Here is a 17321-nt window from a genome sequence, read left to right as displayed (position 1 = left end):
TGAAATATATTAATCCTTGTCGCCAAGAGTGTGAGGAGCGGCTTTTGGGGGCGGTATTGGATGTTCCTCCGTCGCCAATTATGCTCACTCACCGCCGTTCATGTTGAACCGCGTTGACGCACGTCACGCTCAGTATTCTTTGCTCCCACATCTCGAGTTCCTCAATTGGGTACAACTCCGCTTTGCCAAGCTTGACGTACGCCGGTCCAATCCTCTTCGCTCGCCAATTTCGCAGCGTTCCAAGAGAGATGCTGCCACGATAGCGTTCCGACACTTCGTCAGCTGTCAAAACTTCCTGTTGTCCATCAGGCTCTCCAAATATCCGACGTCGGGAGCATGTGAGCAGCCTCAAGCACGCTCCCAAACCCTCGATCATGCAGTTGCGCGGGAAATGGAAGCCACTGTGCGAGGGAGTAGAAGCACCGGATATGGCTGGTTAGAAATCGGATCGACTGCCAACAAAGTGTGCAAGGTCGGTCGGACTCGAGTCAGCCGTCCGGCACCATCGCCCCGACGCGTTCGTGCTTGGGGTCGACGTGGGATCGACGAATTGGAACCAGGCGATCGGAATTTCAGGCTTTTTCCACACGCTTGTCGGAACTAGAGGGACTGTGGAGGGCAGGCGGCAATATACTGCGTTCGCAGCACTGGCTCCCCCGGCCGAATGAAACTGCGACTGTGAGCTGCCGATCCCTCTCGAAATTACGCCAGAACCTTCAAGCGTAACCGCGAGCGCGCTGTGCAACGATGGGCTGCTCAGCAAAGTTGGCTATGGAGTCTACCGCGCCACAGATCGCGAGGTGGTATCATCAGATTTTGGCCAAGCGGTGGTTGCCGAGAGCATTCTCGACGTCGTTGACGCATGGGATGAGGCGCGAGCTCCTACACGGGCCGGGCAGGATGGTGACCTTCGCGCCGTATCGGAGGCCGTTGTCAATCGTCGCGAAGCGGCCCGATGATAGCATCAGGCGCTGGCGATAGGTGCTTGCTTGAGATGTGTTCGCCGGCTATTGCCGCCCCGATGGGAGAAAAGACCGGCGGCCTCTGGGAGGTTGCCCGAATGGCGCCGGCCAGACGGTCCTTTTCAGGTCCGCCGCTCTCCAGACATAGCTGAGTCTTTCCGTTGCCTCAGGTGGTTACGGACTACGCTTTGGCTTTCCGCTTCGCAGGTGCCTTCTTGGCTGGTGCCCCGGGTTCAGCCTTGCGGCCAAGCCCGTTGGACTTCGCCAGTTGCGAGCGCTGAGCGGCGTAATTCGGAGCTGTCATAGGGTAGTCATGCGGCAAGTTCCATTTGGCGCGATAGGCGTCCGGTGTCAGGCCGAAGTCCGTGCTAAGATGTCGCTTCAAGGATTTGAACTTCTTGCCGTCTTCGAGGCAGATAATGAAGTCGGGCGTCACCGACCTCTTCGGGTTGACCGCGGGAGTTTGCGGTTCAACGACAGGCGGGATCGGCGTGCCAAGTCCGGACAGCGAAGCATGAACCGATGCTATCAAGTCCGGCAAGCCAGACACCGGCAATGGATTGTTGCTGACATATGCGGAGACAATGTCGGCTGTTAACTCAGCTAGTTCGGCAGGGCGGCTGTCGGATTCGTTGGTCATTGGTGGTCCTTTTTTCTGATTTGTCCCCTCTCTATTGGTTGATGATCAACGACGCAACCGTCCTTCTAAGCCTGGTCTGTCGAACTGCAGTGGAGCCGACGCAGAATTCGTGCGGACTTCCGACAACCCTTTGATGTTTCTTCGGAAGTAGTCGCGACCGTAGGACATAAGAGGCTCGTGGAGCGACGGTCTCTGCCCAGCATCCGGTTTGGCTGGCTTTCTGGAAGCTTTTCGGATTTTTGCGTCGCGCCTCAGCCCGAATGCGAGTGCTTATGGGACAGATTGTGACTTAGATTGACATTGATAAAAGCTTGAGGAAGCGTCGACTTGCTGGCGCGCGTGCGTTCCCTGATCGTGAACGCCAGGACGAACCCCGATAGTTCTGCCGAACCTCGGCTATGCGCGTCCATCTCAGCCAATTCCAACGGTCTCGTTCGCACACCGACGGCGGACGTCGCTAGGTACCGGGCTATTACCTTGAGCACAGCATGTTGACCTTCGCATCATTAAGACGATCGCATGGTCGCCCTACTCGAGAACGCAGCACTCGAATGAAGAGAACGCCGCTGATCGCAGGTTTGGCCTGTACCACTCGACCTTCAGACCTTAGTCTGGACGGAAGCCTAGCCTTGACTGCCGCCATGCTTCGGATACCAGCTCTGGCAGATTGTGAGCTCTGACTCCCGAGGAAGAACTTTGAAACTGCCAGTCGTACGCACCGGCCTGATTCCGGCGGCTCAATACATGCGTATGTCAACCGAGCACCAACGCTATTCGCTTGACAATCAGAGCGCAGGGATCGCGGCTTACGCTAAATCGCGTGGCTATCAGGTGGTCCAAACCTACAAGGACGCTGGAAGGAGCGGCCTGTCACTGCGCGGACGAGCGGCCCTCAAGCAACTGCTCAGCGACGTGATGGGTGGCAAGGCCCCTTATGAGGTTATTCTTGTTTTGGATATCAGCCGGTGGGGGCGATTTCAGGACGTGGATCAGTCAGCCCATTACGAGTTCTTGTGCCGAGAGGCAGGCGTTTCGGTCGCCTACTGTGCGGAAGCCTTCGAGAACGACGGCAGCGCGACATCCTCAATCGTGAAGCAGATTAAACGCGTCATGGCAGCGGAATACAGCCGCGAATTATCAAGGAAGGTGTCGCGCGCTCAGCGCCAACAGGCGCGGCTTGGCTTCAAACAAGGCGGCGAACCTCCCTACGGAACCAGGAGGCAGTTGATCGACGAGGGCGGTGTCCGGCGCATGATCCTGCAAACCGGCGAACGCAAAGCGGTTGTCACTGATCGGGTCGTTCTCACTCGCGGGCCGAAAGAGGAAACGGACCTCGTACGTCGAATTTTCGAAATGTTCGTCGATGAGAAAATGCGCCTCGGCGAGATTGCGAAAGCGTTGGCATCAGAGGGGCGCACATTTTTCCACGGCGGCGATTGGACTGTAGCCGCCATCCGTCATCTCCTGACAAACGAAATCTACATCGGCCGCTACGTCTTTGGACGGCGTATTAACAATTTGGGCCAACCTTCCGGACTCTACCTGAAACGTGGTCCCGCTCCCAGATGATGGAACCCGTCATTCCCGTGAAGCTGTTCCGAGCGGCGGGGCGCAGGTTGAAAGAGATCACGAGGTTGCACTTGAGTGATCAAGACCTCCACGAACGCCTTACCCGGCTATATGAGCAGCATGGGCGTCTGACACATTCGCTCGTGCACGACTGTCCTTATTTGCCTTTGCCCCAGACATTGCGGAAACGTTACGGGAGCCTTTACGCTGCTTATCTGTCGGTCGGCTATGAAATGCCGAGCCGATGGAAACTAAACGCGGAGGGCAACCCCTACACCAACGAGGATCTCCTCAATGAACTGCGCCGCATCCACGCCGAGCATGGGTACCTAACGGCGGCGATCATCAACAAAGATCTCCAATCGCCCACTGCTAGGTATTTTATTCGTAGGTTTGGCGGTCTGACCAACGCGTTTCATCTGGCGGGGTTTGGCGAAGCTAATACGACCGCCCGCCGTGAGGCTTCATTGCAAAGCCAGCACGAGCGACATGCGAAGGGAGTGAGGCGCTCGACTGTCCGCTGCAATGAAGACGGCAGCCGCATCACAGACGACCAGCTTCTGGATCACCTGCGAAGGTTGATGGATCAGCATGGGCACTTGTCGGTAGATGTCATCGATTCAGACCCTACTATACCGACCAGCAAATTCTTCCGACGGCGGCTTGGTGGCCTGAAGGCGGCCTACGCCCGAGTTGGCTATTTGTCCGATCAGAGTTCTATCGTAAGGGCGGCGAAGAAGCGCCTTTGGACTCGGGCCGCAAACGATCAAACGGGGGAAAGCGACTAACGGGCTGACAGCGAGCGCGGCCGCTACGGCCACGAGGCAGGTTCCCACCGCGATCTGTCCGCCCAACCACCGCAAGACCGGGCATCTCGGAGCCTCATTGTGAGATGGCAGTTGTTGGCGCGCCGTGTTCAGCCAGAATTCGATAGACCTGCATCCTTGAGCAGTTCACAAGCTTAGCGAGATGAGTTGATGAAAATCAGAGGTTGGTGAAATCAAGCCACTGGTTCCATTTAGTGCCGACCTCGGTCGGCCTTCATAACTTGGCGCACTGGCTTCGCGCTGGCTATCCAGCTGCTATAAGCAGGTGGCGAGTCGATATTTGGTATTTCGCAAAGCTCGGAGTCCTCGCTTGCGGTGCCTAACACCCGCCATTGATCTGCTCAGCCCGTTTGTCATCCACGGATTCGAATGAACAGTGAAGCCAAAGCCAGACCGCGCGGATAAATCCCGCCGAGACCTGCAGTTCGCCAGAAACCTCGACTGGAATCTGCTCAAATTCTTTCACGAGATCGCCAGCGCACGTAGCGTTACAAAGGCCGCTCAGGAGCTTAACCGCAAGCAGCCGGCACTGAGCCTTGCCTTGCGGCGCCTGGAGGAGCGGCTGGGCGTCACCCTCTGTTATCGCGGGCCGACCGGCTTCGAGCTGACGGAAGAGGGCCGCATTCTCGCCGAGCGCTGCCGGGGCTTCGCTGACTCCATCCGCGCAATCCCGGCGAGGCTTTCGGACGCCAAGGCCGAAATCCGCGGGCATCTGAGGGTCATGCTTGTCTCCAATCTTGTCGCGCCGGCGCTCGACGAGGCGATCGGCGCCTTCCATGCCAAATATCCTGCCGTCGAGCTGATCGTCGAGGTTGCCGCCTGGACCGAGGTGGTCAACTCACTCATGCAGCATAGGATCGACGTCGGCATCTCGCCGTCGCGGGTCAAGCGCGCCGAGCTCGCATACCTCCATCTTTTCACCGAGGTGCATCGGCCCTATTGCGGACGCCCGCACCGGCTCTTCGGCAAGAGCGTTCCCAACCCGGCCGACCTTGCGCAGGAAGCCTTCGTGCTCACGGGCGCCGACGAGGGTGACGAGCTCACCCAATTCCGGCTGGAGCATGGCCTTGGCCGCAACATCGCCGGCATGTCCGACCATCTCGAGGAGGCCAAGCGGCTTGCAGTGCTCGGCGTCGGCCTCTGCTTCCTGCCGGAGGGCTATGCGCAGCCGGACGTCGATGCAGGACGGCTATGGCCTCTGCTGGAGGGCGCTGACGTACCGCACAACAACATGTTCGTGGTCACCGATCCGCAAAGCCCGGCGCACATTGCGCGCGACCTTTTCATCGCCGAAATTGTCGAGAAAACCCTGCGGGCGAATGCATTGATCTAATTAATGCACCGTGTTCGATCTTTGGGCGTTGAAGGCAAAGAGCGGGCGTTTCATGGTCAAGCATGGCGACGTTGCATCGGTCTCGTTGATGCTGCCGTGAGGCAGGCTTGGGCCGGCATGTCGACCAGGGGAACACCTCGCAAAGGGGACACTGAGATGACCTTGCAAACACCAACTTCGCCCAGGCGGCCATTGCCGAACGACGCGCAGCCGGCGATCGCCGACGGCGTCGAGACCATCCTGTCCGTCACCGAGGCGGACATTGCCGACTATACCGAATCCGTCGTGCCGCAGGCGAAGCGGCGCTCCAACTTCCGCATGCTGGCGCAGTTCCTCTCAATGCAGGCGGTGTTCGGCACCGTGCTGGTCGGCTACGGCGCCCGCTTCCAGGGACTGACGCTCTCCGAACTGACTGTGGCGATGCTGATCGCGGCAGTCGTCATGAGCCTCTACTGCATTGGCTCGGCCAATGCCGGCGCCACCACCGGCCAGACCCATTCTGTAATGGCGCGCAGCATCTTCGGCACCATCGGCAGCGGCCTCGTTTCGCTGCTTCTCGTCGTCAACGGCATGGCCTTCTACCTGTTCACGGTCAAGTTCATCATCGACATCGCCGGTGGGCTGATGACCGTGCCGGCGGTCGGCGCCATCACCGCGCTGCTAGCAATAGTGATGATCGTCAACACCTATTTTGGCTTCGAGGGCGTGCAGCGCTTCGCCCAGTTCGTCGCCGTGCCGGTGATCCTGGTCTGGGGCATCTTCGCCACCATCCTGGCTTTCACCACCGTGTCCAGCAGCGTGCTGGCGGCGGTGCCGCACGTCGACACGAAAACTGGGATGCTCATGGTCATCGGCAGCATGGTCGGCCTGTCGACCTGGGGCAATGAGCCAGACTTCTTCCGCTATGCCAAGGCCGGACGCGCCGCATGGTGGAACATCCCGACCATTGTTATCTCCTATCTGGTCGGCGCGCTGCTCTTCCCGGTGATGGGCTACATGATCGCCGCGCTCTCCAACCAGCCCGATTTCGGCCCGAGCATCAGCTACTTCGTCAACTTCACCATGTTTGGGAGCGCGCTGCTTGGTATCGGCGTCATCGTCATCAACCAGTGGGCGGTGCAGGACGGCAACCTTTACATCGCCGTCAACGGCGCGCAGAACGTGCTGTCCGGCATTCGCGGCTGGAAGCGCCAGTACACGGTCGTCGCCCTCGGCCTAATCGCCGCCGTGCTGACTTTCTACCTGCCCAACCTCCAGGATACGTTCAACCTGACTACCAGCATCGGCTCCAGCACCGTGCCGGTCGCTAGCACGATCATGGCGATCGACCTGTTCCTGCTGCCCTGGCTGTTCGGCATCAAGCGGCCGATGTATCGCGTTGCCAATTGGAGCGAGCTCGGCATCGCTAACTGGCCGGGGGTCATCGCGCTTGCCGCTGGCACGCTGGTCGGCGTCTACACCGCAGGCCTCATCCCTGCGATCAACAGCGACTATATCGGTTTCCCGGCTCTCCAGGCCTGGCTGACCGGCGCGGTCGTCTACCTGATCGGCGTGACGCTGGTCCACAAGCGGGCCGACGTGAAGGCACTGCTCGGCTTCGCCCGCATCTGAAGCACAATCTGTCCGGAGGCTGCAGCCAGCCTCCGGACAGGAATCCAAGCTCCAGTGTCCGTTGCGGCAGGCCGCACGGGGAGGAATTGCCATGATATCCCTCGATCTCCTCATCCGCGCTCCGCGCGCCATCCTGCCGGAAGGCGAGCGCGCCGTGTCAGTCGGCGTCGTCGGCGGCAAGATCGTCCGTGTCGCCGCGCTCGATGCCCCCGCCAACGCCCGGGAAACCATGACGCTCGATGCCGACACCGTGCTGTTGCCTGGCCTCGTCGACAGTCACGTCCACATCTGCGAGCCCGGCAACACCGAATGGGAAGGGTTCCTGACCGCGACCCGCGCTGCGGCGGCCGGTGGCATTACAACGCTGGTCGACATGCCGCTGGACAGCGTGCCAACCACAGTCACGCTCGAGGCATTTGCCGCCAAGCGCGAGGCAGCCGACGGTCAGTGCTATGTCGATGTCGGCTTCTGGGGCGGCGCCATCCCGTCGAACCTCGACGACCTGCCGAGGCTGCATGAGGCCGGTGTGCTCGGCTTCAAGTCTTTCCTCTGCGATACCGGCACCGACGATTTTCCGGGCATCACGCCCGGGCAGATGCGCTCGGTGATGGATGTCGTCGCAGGCCTCGGCTCGGTCTTCATCGTCCATGCTGAGAGCGCCGGCGCGATGGCCGCAATGCCGGAAGTCCATACCCGCCATTATGCCGACTACCTCGCCTCGCGCCCCAAAGGCATCGAGAACCTGGCGATCGCCGAGGTGATTGAGGCGGCCCGTGCCAGCGGCGCCCGCGCGCATATCCTTCATCTTTCCAGCGCCGACGCGCTGCCGATGATCGCTTCGGCGATCGCCGACGGCGTGCGGGTGAGCGTAGAGACCTGCCCGCACTACCTTGCGCTTTGCGCCGAGGGGATCGGTGACGGCGAGACCGCCGCCAAGGTCGGCCCGCCGGTGCGCGAAGCCGTCAACCGGGAAAGGCTCTGGGGTGGCATTGGGCAGGATACGATCAGCATGATCGTCTCGGATCATTCGCCGTGCACGCCTCAGATGAAGGAGCTGGTCTCCGGCGATTTCGGCGCGGCCTGGGGCGGCATCTCCTCGCTGCAGCTCGGCCTGCCCGTGACCTGGAGCGAGGCGCGCCGACGCGGCCATTCGCTTGCCGACGTCGTTCGCCGGATGGCCGAGCGTCCCGCCGCGCTCGCCGGCCTGGCGCACAAGGGCAGTATCGCGACCGGCTGCGATGCCGATTTCACACTGTTTTCACCCGATGCCGAATTCGTCGTCGATGCGGCCAGCCTCTATCACCGCCATCCGATCACCCCCTATGCCGGCAGGACGCTAAGCGGCGTGGTGCAGGAAACCTTCCTCCGCGGCCAGCGCATCGACCTCTTCGGCCGCCCGATAGGCGAACTGATCGCCAGAAAAGCGCAGGCCGGAGAAATAAGCCGGCTGCAGGAATTGAGAAGGAGTGCCTGAGATGAAGATCCTTGTCGTCAACGTCAACACCAGCCAGTCGATGTCCGATGTCATCGACGCGGCCGCCAAGACCGCCGCATCCCCCGGCACCGACATCGTCACGCTGACGCCCTTCTTCGGGCCTGAAGCGGTGGACTGCAACTTCGAGAGCTACATCTCCGCCGTCGCCGTCATGGACCGCGTGCTTGCTTATGATGAAGCGTTCGATGCCGTGGTCATGGCAGGCTTCGGCGAGCATGGCCGCGATGGGCTGCAGGAACTGATCGAGCAGCCGGTCATCGAGATCTGCGAGGCTTCCGCGCATATGGCGATGATGATCGGCCGCAGCTATTCGGTCGTCACCACCTTGCAGCGTTCGGTGCCGCCGATCGAGGACCGGCTGCGGCTTTCCGGCCTTGCCGACCGCTGCGCCTCGGTGCGCGCCAACGGCATGACCACGCTTGAGGTGGATCAGGATTCCGCCAGCGCCATGCGTGCGATCGTCGAGGAGGCGCGCAAGGCGGTCGAGCAGGACCATGCCGAGGTGATCTGCCTCGGCTGCGCCGGCATGGCCGGTTTGGAAGAAACGATCACATCCGAGCTTGGCGTCCCCGTCATCGACGGCGTGGCCGCCGCGGTGCGGCTGGCCGAGGCGGTCATCGGCCTAGGGCTCAAGACCAGCAAGGTCTCGACCTACGCAAAGCCGGACGCGAAGCGCATCGACGGTTGGCCGCTGTCGGAGGCACTGGGCTTGAGGCCGCGCCAGGCGGGGCCGGCGCTGCGCGCGGGAGGCCGGCGATGAACATGATCGAGAAGGGCCCGGCGCATGACGCTTACGCCATGCCCGAGCTGCAGGAAGATTTTGCAGCCGAAGTCGATCTTGCCTCGCGCTGGCTGGGCGGCAGTGTGCTCGCCGCGAGCGACGAATCCTTCGGCGAGAAGGAGAGTCTGCTCACGCCGACGCCCTCGGCTTTCGTGCCGGGCAATTACGGACCGCGCGGCGAGATCGTCGACGGCTGGGAGACGAAGCGGCGCCGCGAGCCCGGCCACGATTGGGCGCTGGTGCGGCTGGGTGCTGCCGGCATCATCACCGGCATTGACGTCGATACGTCTTTCTTCACCGGCAATTTCCCGACCACGTGTCGAATCGAGGCCTGCGGTGCCGAAGGCTATCCCAGTCCGAAGGCTCTTCAGTCGGCCGAGACCGAATGGGTCGAGATCGTGCCGCGCTCGCCGCTCAAGGGCGACGCGCACAACCGGTTCGACGTCTCCGACCGGCGCCGCTTCACACATGTGCGTCTCTCGACCTTTCCGGACGGTGGCATTGCCAGGCTGCGCGTCTACGGCCATGTGGTGCCGGACCCGCGTGTCTTCGACGGGCTTACCGTCGACCTTGCCAACCAGGACCATGGCGGCCAGGTGGTGACGAGCAGCGACGGTTTCTACACCTCGGCCGCGATGCTTAACCGCCCCGACAAGGCACGCAACATGGGCGACGGTTGGGAAACGCGCCGCCGGCGCGACGGCGGCAACGACCATGCCGTCATACGTTTGGCGCTGCCGGGCCATGTCAGGCTGGTCGAGATCGACACAGCGCATTTCAAATACAACGCCTCCGCCGAGGTGGCGCTCTCCGGTGCGGGAGAGGCGCTGCCCGGCGATGATGGCTGGCAGCCGCTGCTTTCCCGCCGGCCTCTGCAGCCGGACACGCGCCATGTTTTTCGCGTGGCGCAAACGAGGGAGCGAGTTTCCTATATCCGGCTCGACGCCTACCCCGATGGCGGCATCTCGCGGGTGAGACTGTGGGGCAAGGTCGACCCTGCCGCGCGTCTCACATCTGGTTATCGCTGGTTCAACACGCTGCCGACAGGGCAGGCTAGGCAGGTGCTTGCGGAGCAGGGTGTCTCTGGCGACGTCGCGCAACAGTTGATCGCTGCACGACCACTCACTGAGGAGATCGGGGTTTCCTTCCACAGCGCGGATCTAGTCGGCCTGTGGACGATGCTAGAGGGACGATTCAATGAGAGCTGACGGGTTCGTCGGTGGCTGTAAAGTGCTGCGGCGACTGATGTTCGCAGCAATGCAGTTTCGTTTCGGGCAATTCGCAAAGCGCGGGTAGTTGCGGTCGGTTCGGTATTCCGACTAGGGTTCCTAGAAGTTTCGTACCTTCTGTATTGCGCATCGCCAGAACGCCCGCTTCGTGCGGGTCTCAGACTGCTGACAAACCTCCGGCTAGCCAAAACGGCCCCAGATTCACGGAACGTCACAGAATCAGACCGCGAACAAATCGGAATCAAAACCCCTCGATTTCGACTGCTGCCAAAAACCAAGGGGTTTGTAATCAATCTGAGGCCCGCTTCGTGCGGGGCTTTTTGTGTTTGGGCGCGGTGGCCGGTGCCGCCACCGTCACCAACAACGGCCAATGGCAGACGGGGATGTGTCCCCTCTGACGTCGCTCCTCACTCCTGACCGTCACGACCCTTGGGGCGGTTTTTTTGGCGGTTGATGGAACAAGGATCGCGAGCATCCGTTCGGGTCGGCTCCTAGCTCTCCGAAAGGCTCTGTCAATGTCCACACATCGCATCTTCACTGCCGTAGCATTCGCAGCCAGCATCACCGCCAGCAGCCAGGCACTCGCCAAAAGCGATTCAGATTTTCTGACCGACGCCATCAAAGGCGACAATTCCGAAGTCGCTCTTGGCACCCTTGCCACGCAAAAAGGCGACGGCAAAGGCGTCAAGGCGTTCGGCCAAACGCTCGTAAAAGACCATGGCAAGGCCAAGAAGCAGGCACTGGCTGTCGGCAAGAAACTGGGTGTTGCTGACACCAACGATCTCACCGACGAAGCAACTGCCGAGATGACGAAGCTGAACGGACTTTCGGGGACGGCTTTCGATCAGGAGTTTGCCAGCTACATGGTGTCCGACCACAAGAAGGATATCGCCGAGTTCCAGGATGAGGCGAAGACCGGCAGCAGCAACGTCGCTAAGCTCGCCAAGAAGACCTTGCCGACACTTGAGAAGCACCTGAAAATGGCGCGGTCACTGGCCAAACCATGACGAGCGAGTCCGGCGTCGAAAGTCGAACGATCGAGCTGGAATACTACGACCGGCCTACACTCTGGTTTCATTGGCTGACGGTGGTTTTCGTCGTCCTATTGTTCGGCACTTCGCTGGTATGGAACTACGTCACGCCGCATGACCGAACCTGGCGCCCTCTCTTGGAGGGCACACATGTCTCACTGGGAATCCTGTTCGCCGTCCTAATTCTTGCCCGGATCATCTGGCGGCTGACAGGCGGCCGCCAATTGGCGCCGGAGGTCGGGCTTTCGGGAACGCTCTCCCGGCTCATGTACATCGTCCTGTACGTGTTCCTTGCCGCAGAGAGCGTGCTGGGCTTCGTGTTGCGATGGGCCCAGGGAGAGGAGTTCACGTTCTTCGGGCTATTCACGATTCCTGCCCTGATGGCGCAGAACCGAGACCTCGCCCACACCTTCGAAGAGCTACACAACTATGTCGGATGGGCGATTGTGATCTTGGCGGCAGGGCACGCCATCGCGGCGCTCGTTCACCATTACGTTTTGCGGGATAAGGTTCTCGGCAGAATGGGAGTTCGTCGTCAGCAGACGACTAAGGGCAGGTAGTTTCCGTCCGCAGGTCACCGGAGACCGTTTCGGAGGTATCGTGCACCGGGCCGACGGTCAAGCCGCTGGTGCTATAGTCGCGCGCGGCCGCGCTGCTTTTGATAAGAAGCCGAAGCCGACGCCGCAGGACAGAATCCGGTCCCCGCAACCAATTATCATAATCAATAACCGTCCCGGTCTAACCGGGGCGGTTTTTTGCGTTTCTAAGGGCGATTCGGCGTTCAGCATGGCTGAGTTACCGCCCCGACCCCCTTGGCCTCGGCGTGATCCCGCGGCTCGATGCGCTGGGTGAGCCTGTAACGAGCAACAGGTTCGCGCGGGGTGTGTCGATCGCTTGAGCCGGGTCGCATAACACTGAACATCTGCTCAAAGGCATGGCGGAAGTATCCCGCCACTTCCGGTGCGTCCGCCGTACCATTGTGTGCCTGCGGACCGAAAAGTTGGCCCAAGGCTGCCTGTCGGCAATGCGCCTCATCTCGGTCAAGGAATTGAGTTTTGCAGTTGCCCGAAAGCAGACACCTCGGGCTTCCTAGGGAGTCTCGGTTACGCTAAGCCGACGATGGTTCTCCCTACGAGTGGCTCTCTGAGTACGGAACTCGGTGGCGCTGTTATCTCCGGGATTGACCGAATGCGCATGCGACCGTCCGAAATGAATGACCCACCGAATTGGTTGGTTCTAAGCCTGCACGAGGGCTATCTCTTTGTCTTGGCCGCCGTTATGCTCGGCCACACCGCGAGCAAATCGCGGGTATAGACCTCCTGAATAGCGCGTCCTTGCCGTATCGGCGGATCAGCGCGGTCGCCTTCACTTCGGCTTGATGCGAGCAGTTCCGGCACCTGCGCGCAGCTTGCGCCATCAGCGGGTTGATTGGCTCATATTTGCGCTAACGCTAATATTAGGCCATGATCCCTTCTGCCGGGAGGATCTCCGGCATGGCTCGGTTGCCGGCCCCCAAGCCTAAGCACACCCCCGGCAACCGGGCCGCCCCCATCAAATGCTTGACGAAGGCGCCGGCCGCACCGCCCCGGTGGCATTCCACTGAATGAACTCGACTTCCTTCCCCGTCACTTCCCGCACAGACTTCAACAGCCTCATGCAGGGTTCGCGTAGGGGTAATGCTCGCAGTGCGGTGATATAAACGGCTGCACGATGCTTTTGTGCAGCGCTTCCGCCGCCATGAGAAAGCGATCGATTTCAGCCTGGGAAAGCTGCTTGGATGGTTGGACCTAGCCATTGGCGATCTCCGTTTGATAGAAGGGGCGCCGCAACAGGGAGGATTATATTCCTTTTCTCGACATGGTTGGCAAGCCCTATCGTCAATCGGCCAAGCTGCCATCGCGGTGCAGGCATCACCTTCGCGATCATTTGCCATCGGTGGCTGGAACATACCCATCCGTTCATTGATGGAAAGATTCGCGCGCCAACGCTCAACGGACGGTCCACGATGCATGGCTGCAAAGTCCTGGTTGCCGAAGACGAGCCGGTCATATTGCTTGACCTTGAATTCGCACTCGCCTCAGCCGGCTTCGAGGTGTTCCTCGCCAGCAATGCCGAAATGGCAATGATGTTTTTCGACGGCCAACCATCGCAAATCAGCGCTCTCGTCACGGATATTCATCTCGGGCCAGGAAAACAGCGGGGCTGGGAAGTTGCCCGATACGCTCGGCTGGGAAATCCCAAGATTGCAGTAGTCTACGTCACCGCCGACCCCGCTGCTTCACGTGGGGGAGTGTCGAATAGCATCATGATCCACAAACCCTTTTTCATGGCTCAGGTGGTCATAGCGCTGACGACGTTACTCAAGGCCCCGGTGTGACATGAGCAAGGCAAGGAACGGGTGGCGGGTAGTAACGCCGACGTCAGACTCCCGCACAGATTTTAAGGGAGGATTCGCCAATGTTTGGACTCTGGGAGTTCCATAAGATTGCGGCGACACGAGGTGACGGCTTACGTCCAGAGTTCCTCAGACTGTTTCCGGGACAGCCCGTGAGCGAAGGGCTGACATGCATCCAAGGTGGGATAGCCGACACTAAGCGGCTGTCGCCTGCTGCTGATGCGAACCGCGAGCGGTCGGCTTCGATGTCGCCGATCCAATCCGAATTCCAACTGACCTGCCGATGTGAGCGGGCCAGTCAGTCGGCCAACCCGGCATTGTGGTGGACGATCGCATCAAGGACCGTCTCATAGACGCTGCCAGTGTCTTCCTCAATCTCAGTGCTGCTGATGCCGAGCGTTTTGGCATCGGCGAAAAGCTTTTGTGTCAGCTCGGCGACTGAGATGACGTCCGCACCGACTGTCGTCGGAACGTTGGACCGGATCCACTGGTCAAGGAAGTTCGTGCCGCGCGTACTCATGCAGCGATAAATCTCACAGTGAACGTTAGGTTCCGCTAATTGACGGTCGAAGGCGTATCAGGTCAGCCAAGGACCATTCCCGCGAATACCACCGTGAGGAGCAGTGACACTGGCACGGCGGCTAGAAGACAGCACATCTCGATGGTCCTCGTATCTCGCCGCTTGTCCATCTTCGCCGTCTCGCATCGTTCGGTGTCATTTTGACGCTAGCGGGTGGCCGATGGAAGCCGTTCCGCGCGAGGCCGATTGAGAAGCAGTCGGGGTGCTGCATATTATTAACACCCTGCCGATCCCAGGAATGTCTTTCATCGTCGATGGCTGAAGCGCCTAGGCCACGCTGTAGCGGGCAATCGCATAGCGTTCATTCGCTCATCCGCGAAACCTCTCAGTATACCACGTTATCTTGCCGTCCACCTTCATCGGCTTGTGGATCATCAGCCTCTTGGGAAGGTGTTCGGGATGGACCTCGAGGAGCGTGATCTTGATCGATGGCTTGCATCGGTTGCAGTCGAATTTCAGCTTCAAAGGATCAACGCCGCCGCCATAGACCATCATCAAATCGGCCGATCTGCAGTAGCGGATGTTGCCGCAACTGCATTCCGCTTTCACAAGCATATTGTGCCGCGTCGCCTTCCCCAGCGTGTCGATCGGATCGTGCGCCATGAGAACAGAAAAGGAACAAATTCCTTGCCCGTCAAGCGGTCTTATGGAATCTTTCCGCAGATGAGCGACGAACCAATCAGGCTTCCCGACGGCATAACGCCGGCGCCGCGCGAGCGCGCCAGAGTGCTCGGGCACGTGTGCGAGCACACAGGGTGTGCGAAGCACGGAGCGTTCGGCTTTGCTCGGCCTCGCCAGGATCCGCATTGGTTCTATTTCGAGCACCGAGATGATGGGGAGCGCTATCTCTGAAGGAGGAAACCATGGCAGATAGACCACCGTATATGCCCACAGGAATTGGCATAGGCATGCTGCGGGACGACGAAACGAAGATCGGCGTCCTGATTTTCGAGACGGCGGAAGGTAATTTCGACTTCGCAGTCAATTTGCAGGCGGTCGACGTCATTCGGAAGGCGCTCAGCAAGATCGAGACGCACCTCACGAACGGCAAAATCTCGGACGTGGATTAGCCGGTGAAACTATTTATGCCCCTGACGTTCTTGCCGTCTCAGGTAGGGGGGCAGGTGGTACTTGGCAGGATTTAGGAAGTTTGGGTGTCGGCAATGTCTCGGTGCCGGCAAGGTTTTTCAATGCGCGAAGTGGCTGAACTCAAACGGCACGTGTTGCCCGACGGGAGTGCACCGAGCCGGGTGCAAAGGGTCTACGATCAGATGCCCTATGTGTCGTGGCAGCGGCCTCCAAAGCCCGGAACCTAGACGTCAAACAGATCAGTAGGCCCGCGACCGATCTCATCAATGATGTCGGGCGTGTTGTTGCGCGGCGATCCGACCTTGCTGTCGATCGGCCACATCTTCATCAGATCGGACGGAAAGGGCTTCATCAGGTCGCGAGGGTCCGGCTCCGGCCCCAGCCAGCGCATATAGTCGGCCGGCGCCAGGATCACCGGCATGCGACCCCGTCTCATTGCGGGGAATTGTAGCATATCGGCGGCGAGCGCGTCGTTCGTTTGAATGCTTCGCTAGGGGCCGGAAAGGCTCATAGTCCGGCAGCCGGCGAGCCTAGCGGCCCACCCTCCACTAGTATTGCTGGTTAGGCTCGGCGTCCTCCAACAACTCTCCTTGTTGGATGCCGGGCCAGCATGAGGACGGAACACGCCTTCTCGCTCGATCCCTGAGCCATGATCCTTCTGCCGCGAGGATCACCGGCATGGCCCAGTTTGCCGGCCCCCCAAGCCAAGCACACCCCCGGCAGCCGGGCCGCCCTCACCCGCAGAGAATAGCCCTTTATACCGGGCATTTTTTAATGCAGGGCCTAGAAGCTCCACTCTGCCTGAATTAACGACAGTAGTTGTCGCCGCTTGCACGACAATCAACTTTGATAGATGCTGCCACTTAGCCTTGGGAGGGCGAGGGGATGAAAATAAATTCAATGATGGCACTTGGTGCCATTGCGTGCTATGCGGCTGTCAGACGAGTAATCAAGCTGACTATATGCAGATCGGCTACGGGCCAAGTTTCGACGTCGCCCATGCTCAATGCGAACTTCAAAAGGGCTCGGCCGATCAAGGCTATATTGCGGTCGGATCGCCGGGCTTTGTGGCGGGTGCCGGAATTGGCAACGCTCTCGGCAACTTGGCCGCCGAAGATCAATTCATGAAGAACTGTCTGATCATCAATGGGTGGAAGCGCGCGCCTCATGGTCAGGGAGTTGCAGCAGCCGCAGCCGTCGCTAGTGTCTCGCCTCCGACAGCCTACGGGATAGCCCGCGCCCCTGGTAGCTGGATCAACACGGGACTTCTGGACTGGAAGGATGCCAACAACAAATGCGTCACAGGCGACAAGGCTGCCTGTGCGACCCGCGCAGATCTCGGCGCGAAGCTCAGGGCCGCGGGCATCAACCCGTCATCGGTATGAGGCCGCCGCCGGTGCGCCTGCAAATCCCGGCATGCCTTGGCCTAGCCCTGGTGGTCAGCGGCTGCGCCGCCGACTATCTCAACAACTACGATACGCTGACGCTGGCGGCTGGAGATGCCAACCAGCAGAACCAGCTTATGCAGACGGTCGACCCGTTCAATCCTAACAGTAACAACACCCACATTGAGAGTGACGGACAGCGTATCGCTGGTGTTGTGCAGCAATATCGCGGCATTCCGCTAGCACCGGCATCTCGGCCAAATCGCCAAGAGGGCGGGGACGGGGGAGACTCCGGCAATCACCCGTGCGACCGGAGCACCCAATTCGACAGTCTTGGTCGGCCATGCGGCGGGAGAGCGGCTGAGGCGAAACCTGGCGGTCGAACCGGACACGA

At 60.3% G+C, this 17321-nt stretch carries 16 protein-coding genes and 2 pseudogenes; 12 read left to right on the top strand and 6 right to left on the bottom strand.

Annotated features, from left to right (window positions below; all coding sequences use genetic code 11):
* Window positions 1-1143: 1143 nt before the first annotated feature.
* Complete coding sequence (locus LB554_RS18025; protein ID WP_224585994.1) at window positions 1144-1602, bottom strand: MucR family transcriptional regulator; 459 nt, start codon at window positions 1600-1602, stop codon at window positions 1144-1146.
* Between the two features lie 696 nt (window positions 1603-2298).
* Here LB554_RS18025 and LB554_RS18020 point away from each other — a divergent pair.
* A complete protein-coding gene (locus tag LB554_RS18020) occupies window positions 2299-3171 on the top strand; it encodes a recombinase family protein (protein WP_224585992.1) in 873 nt (290 codons plus the stop codon).
* On the top strand, window positions 3168-3959 hold the full coding sequence (locus LB554_RS18015; RefSeq protein WP_224585990.1) for a hypothetical protein: 792 nt from the start codon (window positions 3168-3170) through the stop codon (window positions 3957-3959). Before LB554_RS18020 ends, LB554_RS18015 begins: the two co-directional genes overlap by 4 nt.
* Before the next feature lie 94 nt (window positions 3960-4053).
* On the opposite strand, the pseudogene LB554_RS29630 reads toward LB554_RS18015, so the two are convergent.
* A pseudogene (locus LB554_RS29630) lies at window positions 4054-4143 on the bottom strand (helix-turn-helix domain-containing protein); the annotation flags it as partial.
* Between the two features lie 231 nt (window positions 4144-4374).
* Between LB554_RS29630 and LB554_RS18005 the strand changes: the two are divergent.
* The 8 genes from LB554_RS18005 to LB554_RS17965 all read left to right on the top strand — a co-directional run bounded on the left by LB554_RS18005 (window position 4375) and on the right by LB554_RS17965 (window position 13855).
* A complete protein-coding gene (locus LB554_RS18005; protein ID WP_224585988.1) occupies window positions 4375-5331 on the top strand; it encodes a LysR family transcriptional regulator in 957 nt (318 codons plus the stop codon).
* Between the two features lie 156 nt (window positions 5332-5487).
* Window positions 5488-6942 (top strand): hypothetical protein, encoded by a 1455-nt coding sequence (locus LB554_RS18000; protein ID WP_224585986.1) that lies wholly within the window; start codon window positions 5488-5490, stop codon window positions 6940-6942.
* A gap of 91 nt (window positions 6943-7033) precedes the next feature.
* Complete coding sequence (allB, locus tag LB554_RS17995) at window positions 7034-8416, top strand: allantoinase AllB (protein ID WP_224585985.1); 1383 nt, start codon at window positions 7034-7036, stop codon at window positions 8414-8416.
* Between the two features lies 1 nt (window position 8417).
* Window positions 8418-9197, top strand: coding sequence for an aspartate/glutamate racemase family protein (locus LB554_RS17990; protein WP_224585983.1), 780 nt, complete (start codon window positions 8418-8420; stop codon window positions 9195-9197).
* The gene (gene alc / locus LB554_RS17985; protein ID WP_224585981.1) at window positions 9194-10426 is read left to right on the top strand and encodes an allantoicase; all 1233 of its coding nucleotides are present in this window, start codon (window positions 9194-9196) and stop codon (window positions 10424-10426) included. The genes LB554_RS17990 and alc overlap by 4 nt, the downstream gene beginning before the upstream one ends.
* 536 nt (window positions 10427-10962) lie before the next feature.
* Complete coding sequence (locus tag LB554_RS17975) at window positions 10963-11454, top strand: DUF4142 domain-containing protein (RefSeq protein ID WP_224585979.1); 492 nt, start codon at window positions 10963-10965, stop codon at window positions 11452-11454.
* Window positions 11451-12038, top strand: a complete 588-nt coding sequence (locus LB554_RS17970) for a cytochrome b (protein ID WP_224585977.1) — start codon at window positions 11451-11453, stop codon at window positions 12036-12038. The genes LB554_RS17975 and LB554_RS17970 overlap by 4 nt, the downstream gene beginning before the upstream one ends.
* 1301 nt (window positions 12039-13339) lie before the next feature.
* The gene (locus LB554_RS17965; protein ID WP_224585976.1) at window positions 13340-13855 is read left to right on the top strand and encodes a response regulator; all 516 of its coding nucleotides are present in this window, start codon (window positions 13340-13342) and stop codon (window positions 13853-13855) included.
* A 316-nt stretch (window positions 13856-14171) separates the two neighbouring features.
* Here the strand turns inward: LB554_RS17965 and LB554_RS17960 are convergent, their stop codons facing one another.
* Window positions 14172-14393, bottom strand: a complete 222-nt coding sequence (locus LB554_RS17960; protein WP_140716696.1) for a DUF768 domain-containing protein — start codon at window positions 14391-14393, stop codon at window positions 14172-14174.
* A 369-nt stretch (window positions 14394-14762) separates the two neighbouring features.
* Window positions 14763-15260, bottom strand: coding sequence for a hypothetical protein (locus LB554_RS29535; protein WP_318013208.1), 498 nt, complete (start codon window positions 15258-15260; stop codon window positions 14763-14765).
* A gap of 56 nt (window positions 15261-15316) precedes the next feature.
* On the opposite strand from LB554_RS29535, the gene LB554_RS17950 reads away from it, so the two are divergent.
* Window positions 15317-15523 (top strand): hypothetical protein, encoded by a 207-nt coding sequence (locus tag LB554_RS17950; RefSeq protein ID WP_140620253.1) that lies wholly within the window; start codon window positions 15317-15319, stop codon window positions 15521-15523.
* A 242-nt stretch (window positions 15524-15765) separates the two neighbouring features.
* Here the strand turns inward: LB554_RS17950 and LB554_RS17945 are convergent.
* Window positions 15766-15966: pseudogene (locus LB554_RS17945) on the bottom strand (SOS response-associated peptidase family protein); the annotation flags it as partial.
* Between the two features lie 538 nt (window positions 15967-16504).
* Between LB554_RS17945 and LB554_RS17940 the strand changes: the two are divergent.
* A complete protein-coding gene (locus LB554_RS17940; protein ID WP_224585973.1) occupies window positions 16505-16927 on the top strand; it encodes a hypothetical protein in 423 nt (140 codons plus the stop codon).
* Window positions 16928-16968: 41 nt separating this feature from the next.
* On the opposite strand, the gene LB554_RS17935 is transcribed toward LB554_RS17940, so the two are convergent.
* Complete coding sequence (locus LB554_RS17935) at window positions 16969-17151, bottom strand: hypothetical protein (RefSeq protein ID WP_224585972.1); 183 nt, start codon at window positions 17149-17151, stop codon at window positions 16969-16971.
* Between the last annotated feature and the right edge of the window lie 170 nt (window positions 17152-17321).

It is taken from the genome of Mesorhizobium sp. CO1-1-11, from assembly GCF_020164995.1.
Taxonomy (GTDB): Bacteria; Pseudomonadota; Alphaproteobacteria; order Rhizobiales; family Rhizobiaceae; genus Mesorhizobium; species Mesorhizobium australicum.
This window is presented reverse-complemented; position numbering and strand designations above follow the sequence as displayed.

Bases quoted from the DNA above. Each gene is read 5' to 3' on its own strand.
- LB554_RS18025 (WP_224585994.1), bottom strand. From the start codon at position 1,602: ATGACCAACGAATCCGACAGCCGCCCTGCCGAACTAGCTGAGTTAACA.
- LB554_RS18015 (WP_224585990.1), top strand. From the start codon at position 3,168: ATGATGGAACCCGTCATTCCCGTGAAGCTGTTCCGAGCGGCGGGGCGC.
- LB554_RS18000 (WP_224585986.1), top strand. From the start codon at position 5,488: ATGACCTTGCAAACACCAACTTCGCCCAGGCGGCCATTGCCGAACGAC.
- allB (WP_224585985.1), top strand. From the start codon at position 7,034: ATGATATCCCTCGATCTCCTCATCCGCGCTCCGCGCGCCATCCTGCCG.
- LB554_RS17990 (WP_224585983.1), top strand. From the start codon at position 8,418: ATGAAGATCCTTGTCGTCAACGTCAACACCAGCCAGTCGATGTCCGAT.
- alc (WP_224585981.1), top strand. From the start codon at position 9,194: ATGAACATGATCGAGAAGGGCCCGGCGCATGACGCTTACGCCATGCCC.
- LB554_RS17975 (WP_224585979.1), top strand. From the start codon at position 10,963: ATGTCCACACATCGCATCTTCACTGCCGTAGCATTCGCAGCCAGCATC.
- LB554_RS17970 (WP_224585977.1), top strand. From the start codon at position 11,451: ATGACGAGCGAGTCCGGCGTCGAAAGTCGAACGATCGAGCTGGAATAC.
- LB554_RS17960 (WP_140716696.1), bottom strand. From the start codon at position 14,393: ATGAGTACGCGCGGCACGAACTTCCTTGACCAGTGGATCCGGTCCAAC.
- LB554_RS29535 (WP_318013208.1), bottom strand. From the start codon at position 15,260: ATGCGGATCCTGGCGAGGCCGAGCAAAGCCGAACGCTCCGTGCTTCGC.
- LB554_RS17950 (WP_140620253.1), top strand. From the start codon at position 15,317: ATGGCAGATAGACCACCGTATATGCCCACAGGAATTGGCATAGGCATG.
- LB554_RS17940 (WP_224585973.1), top strand. From the start codon at position 16,505: ATGCAGATCGGCTACGGGCCAAGTTTCGACGTCGCCCATGCTCAATGC.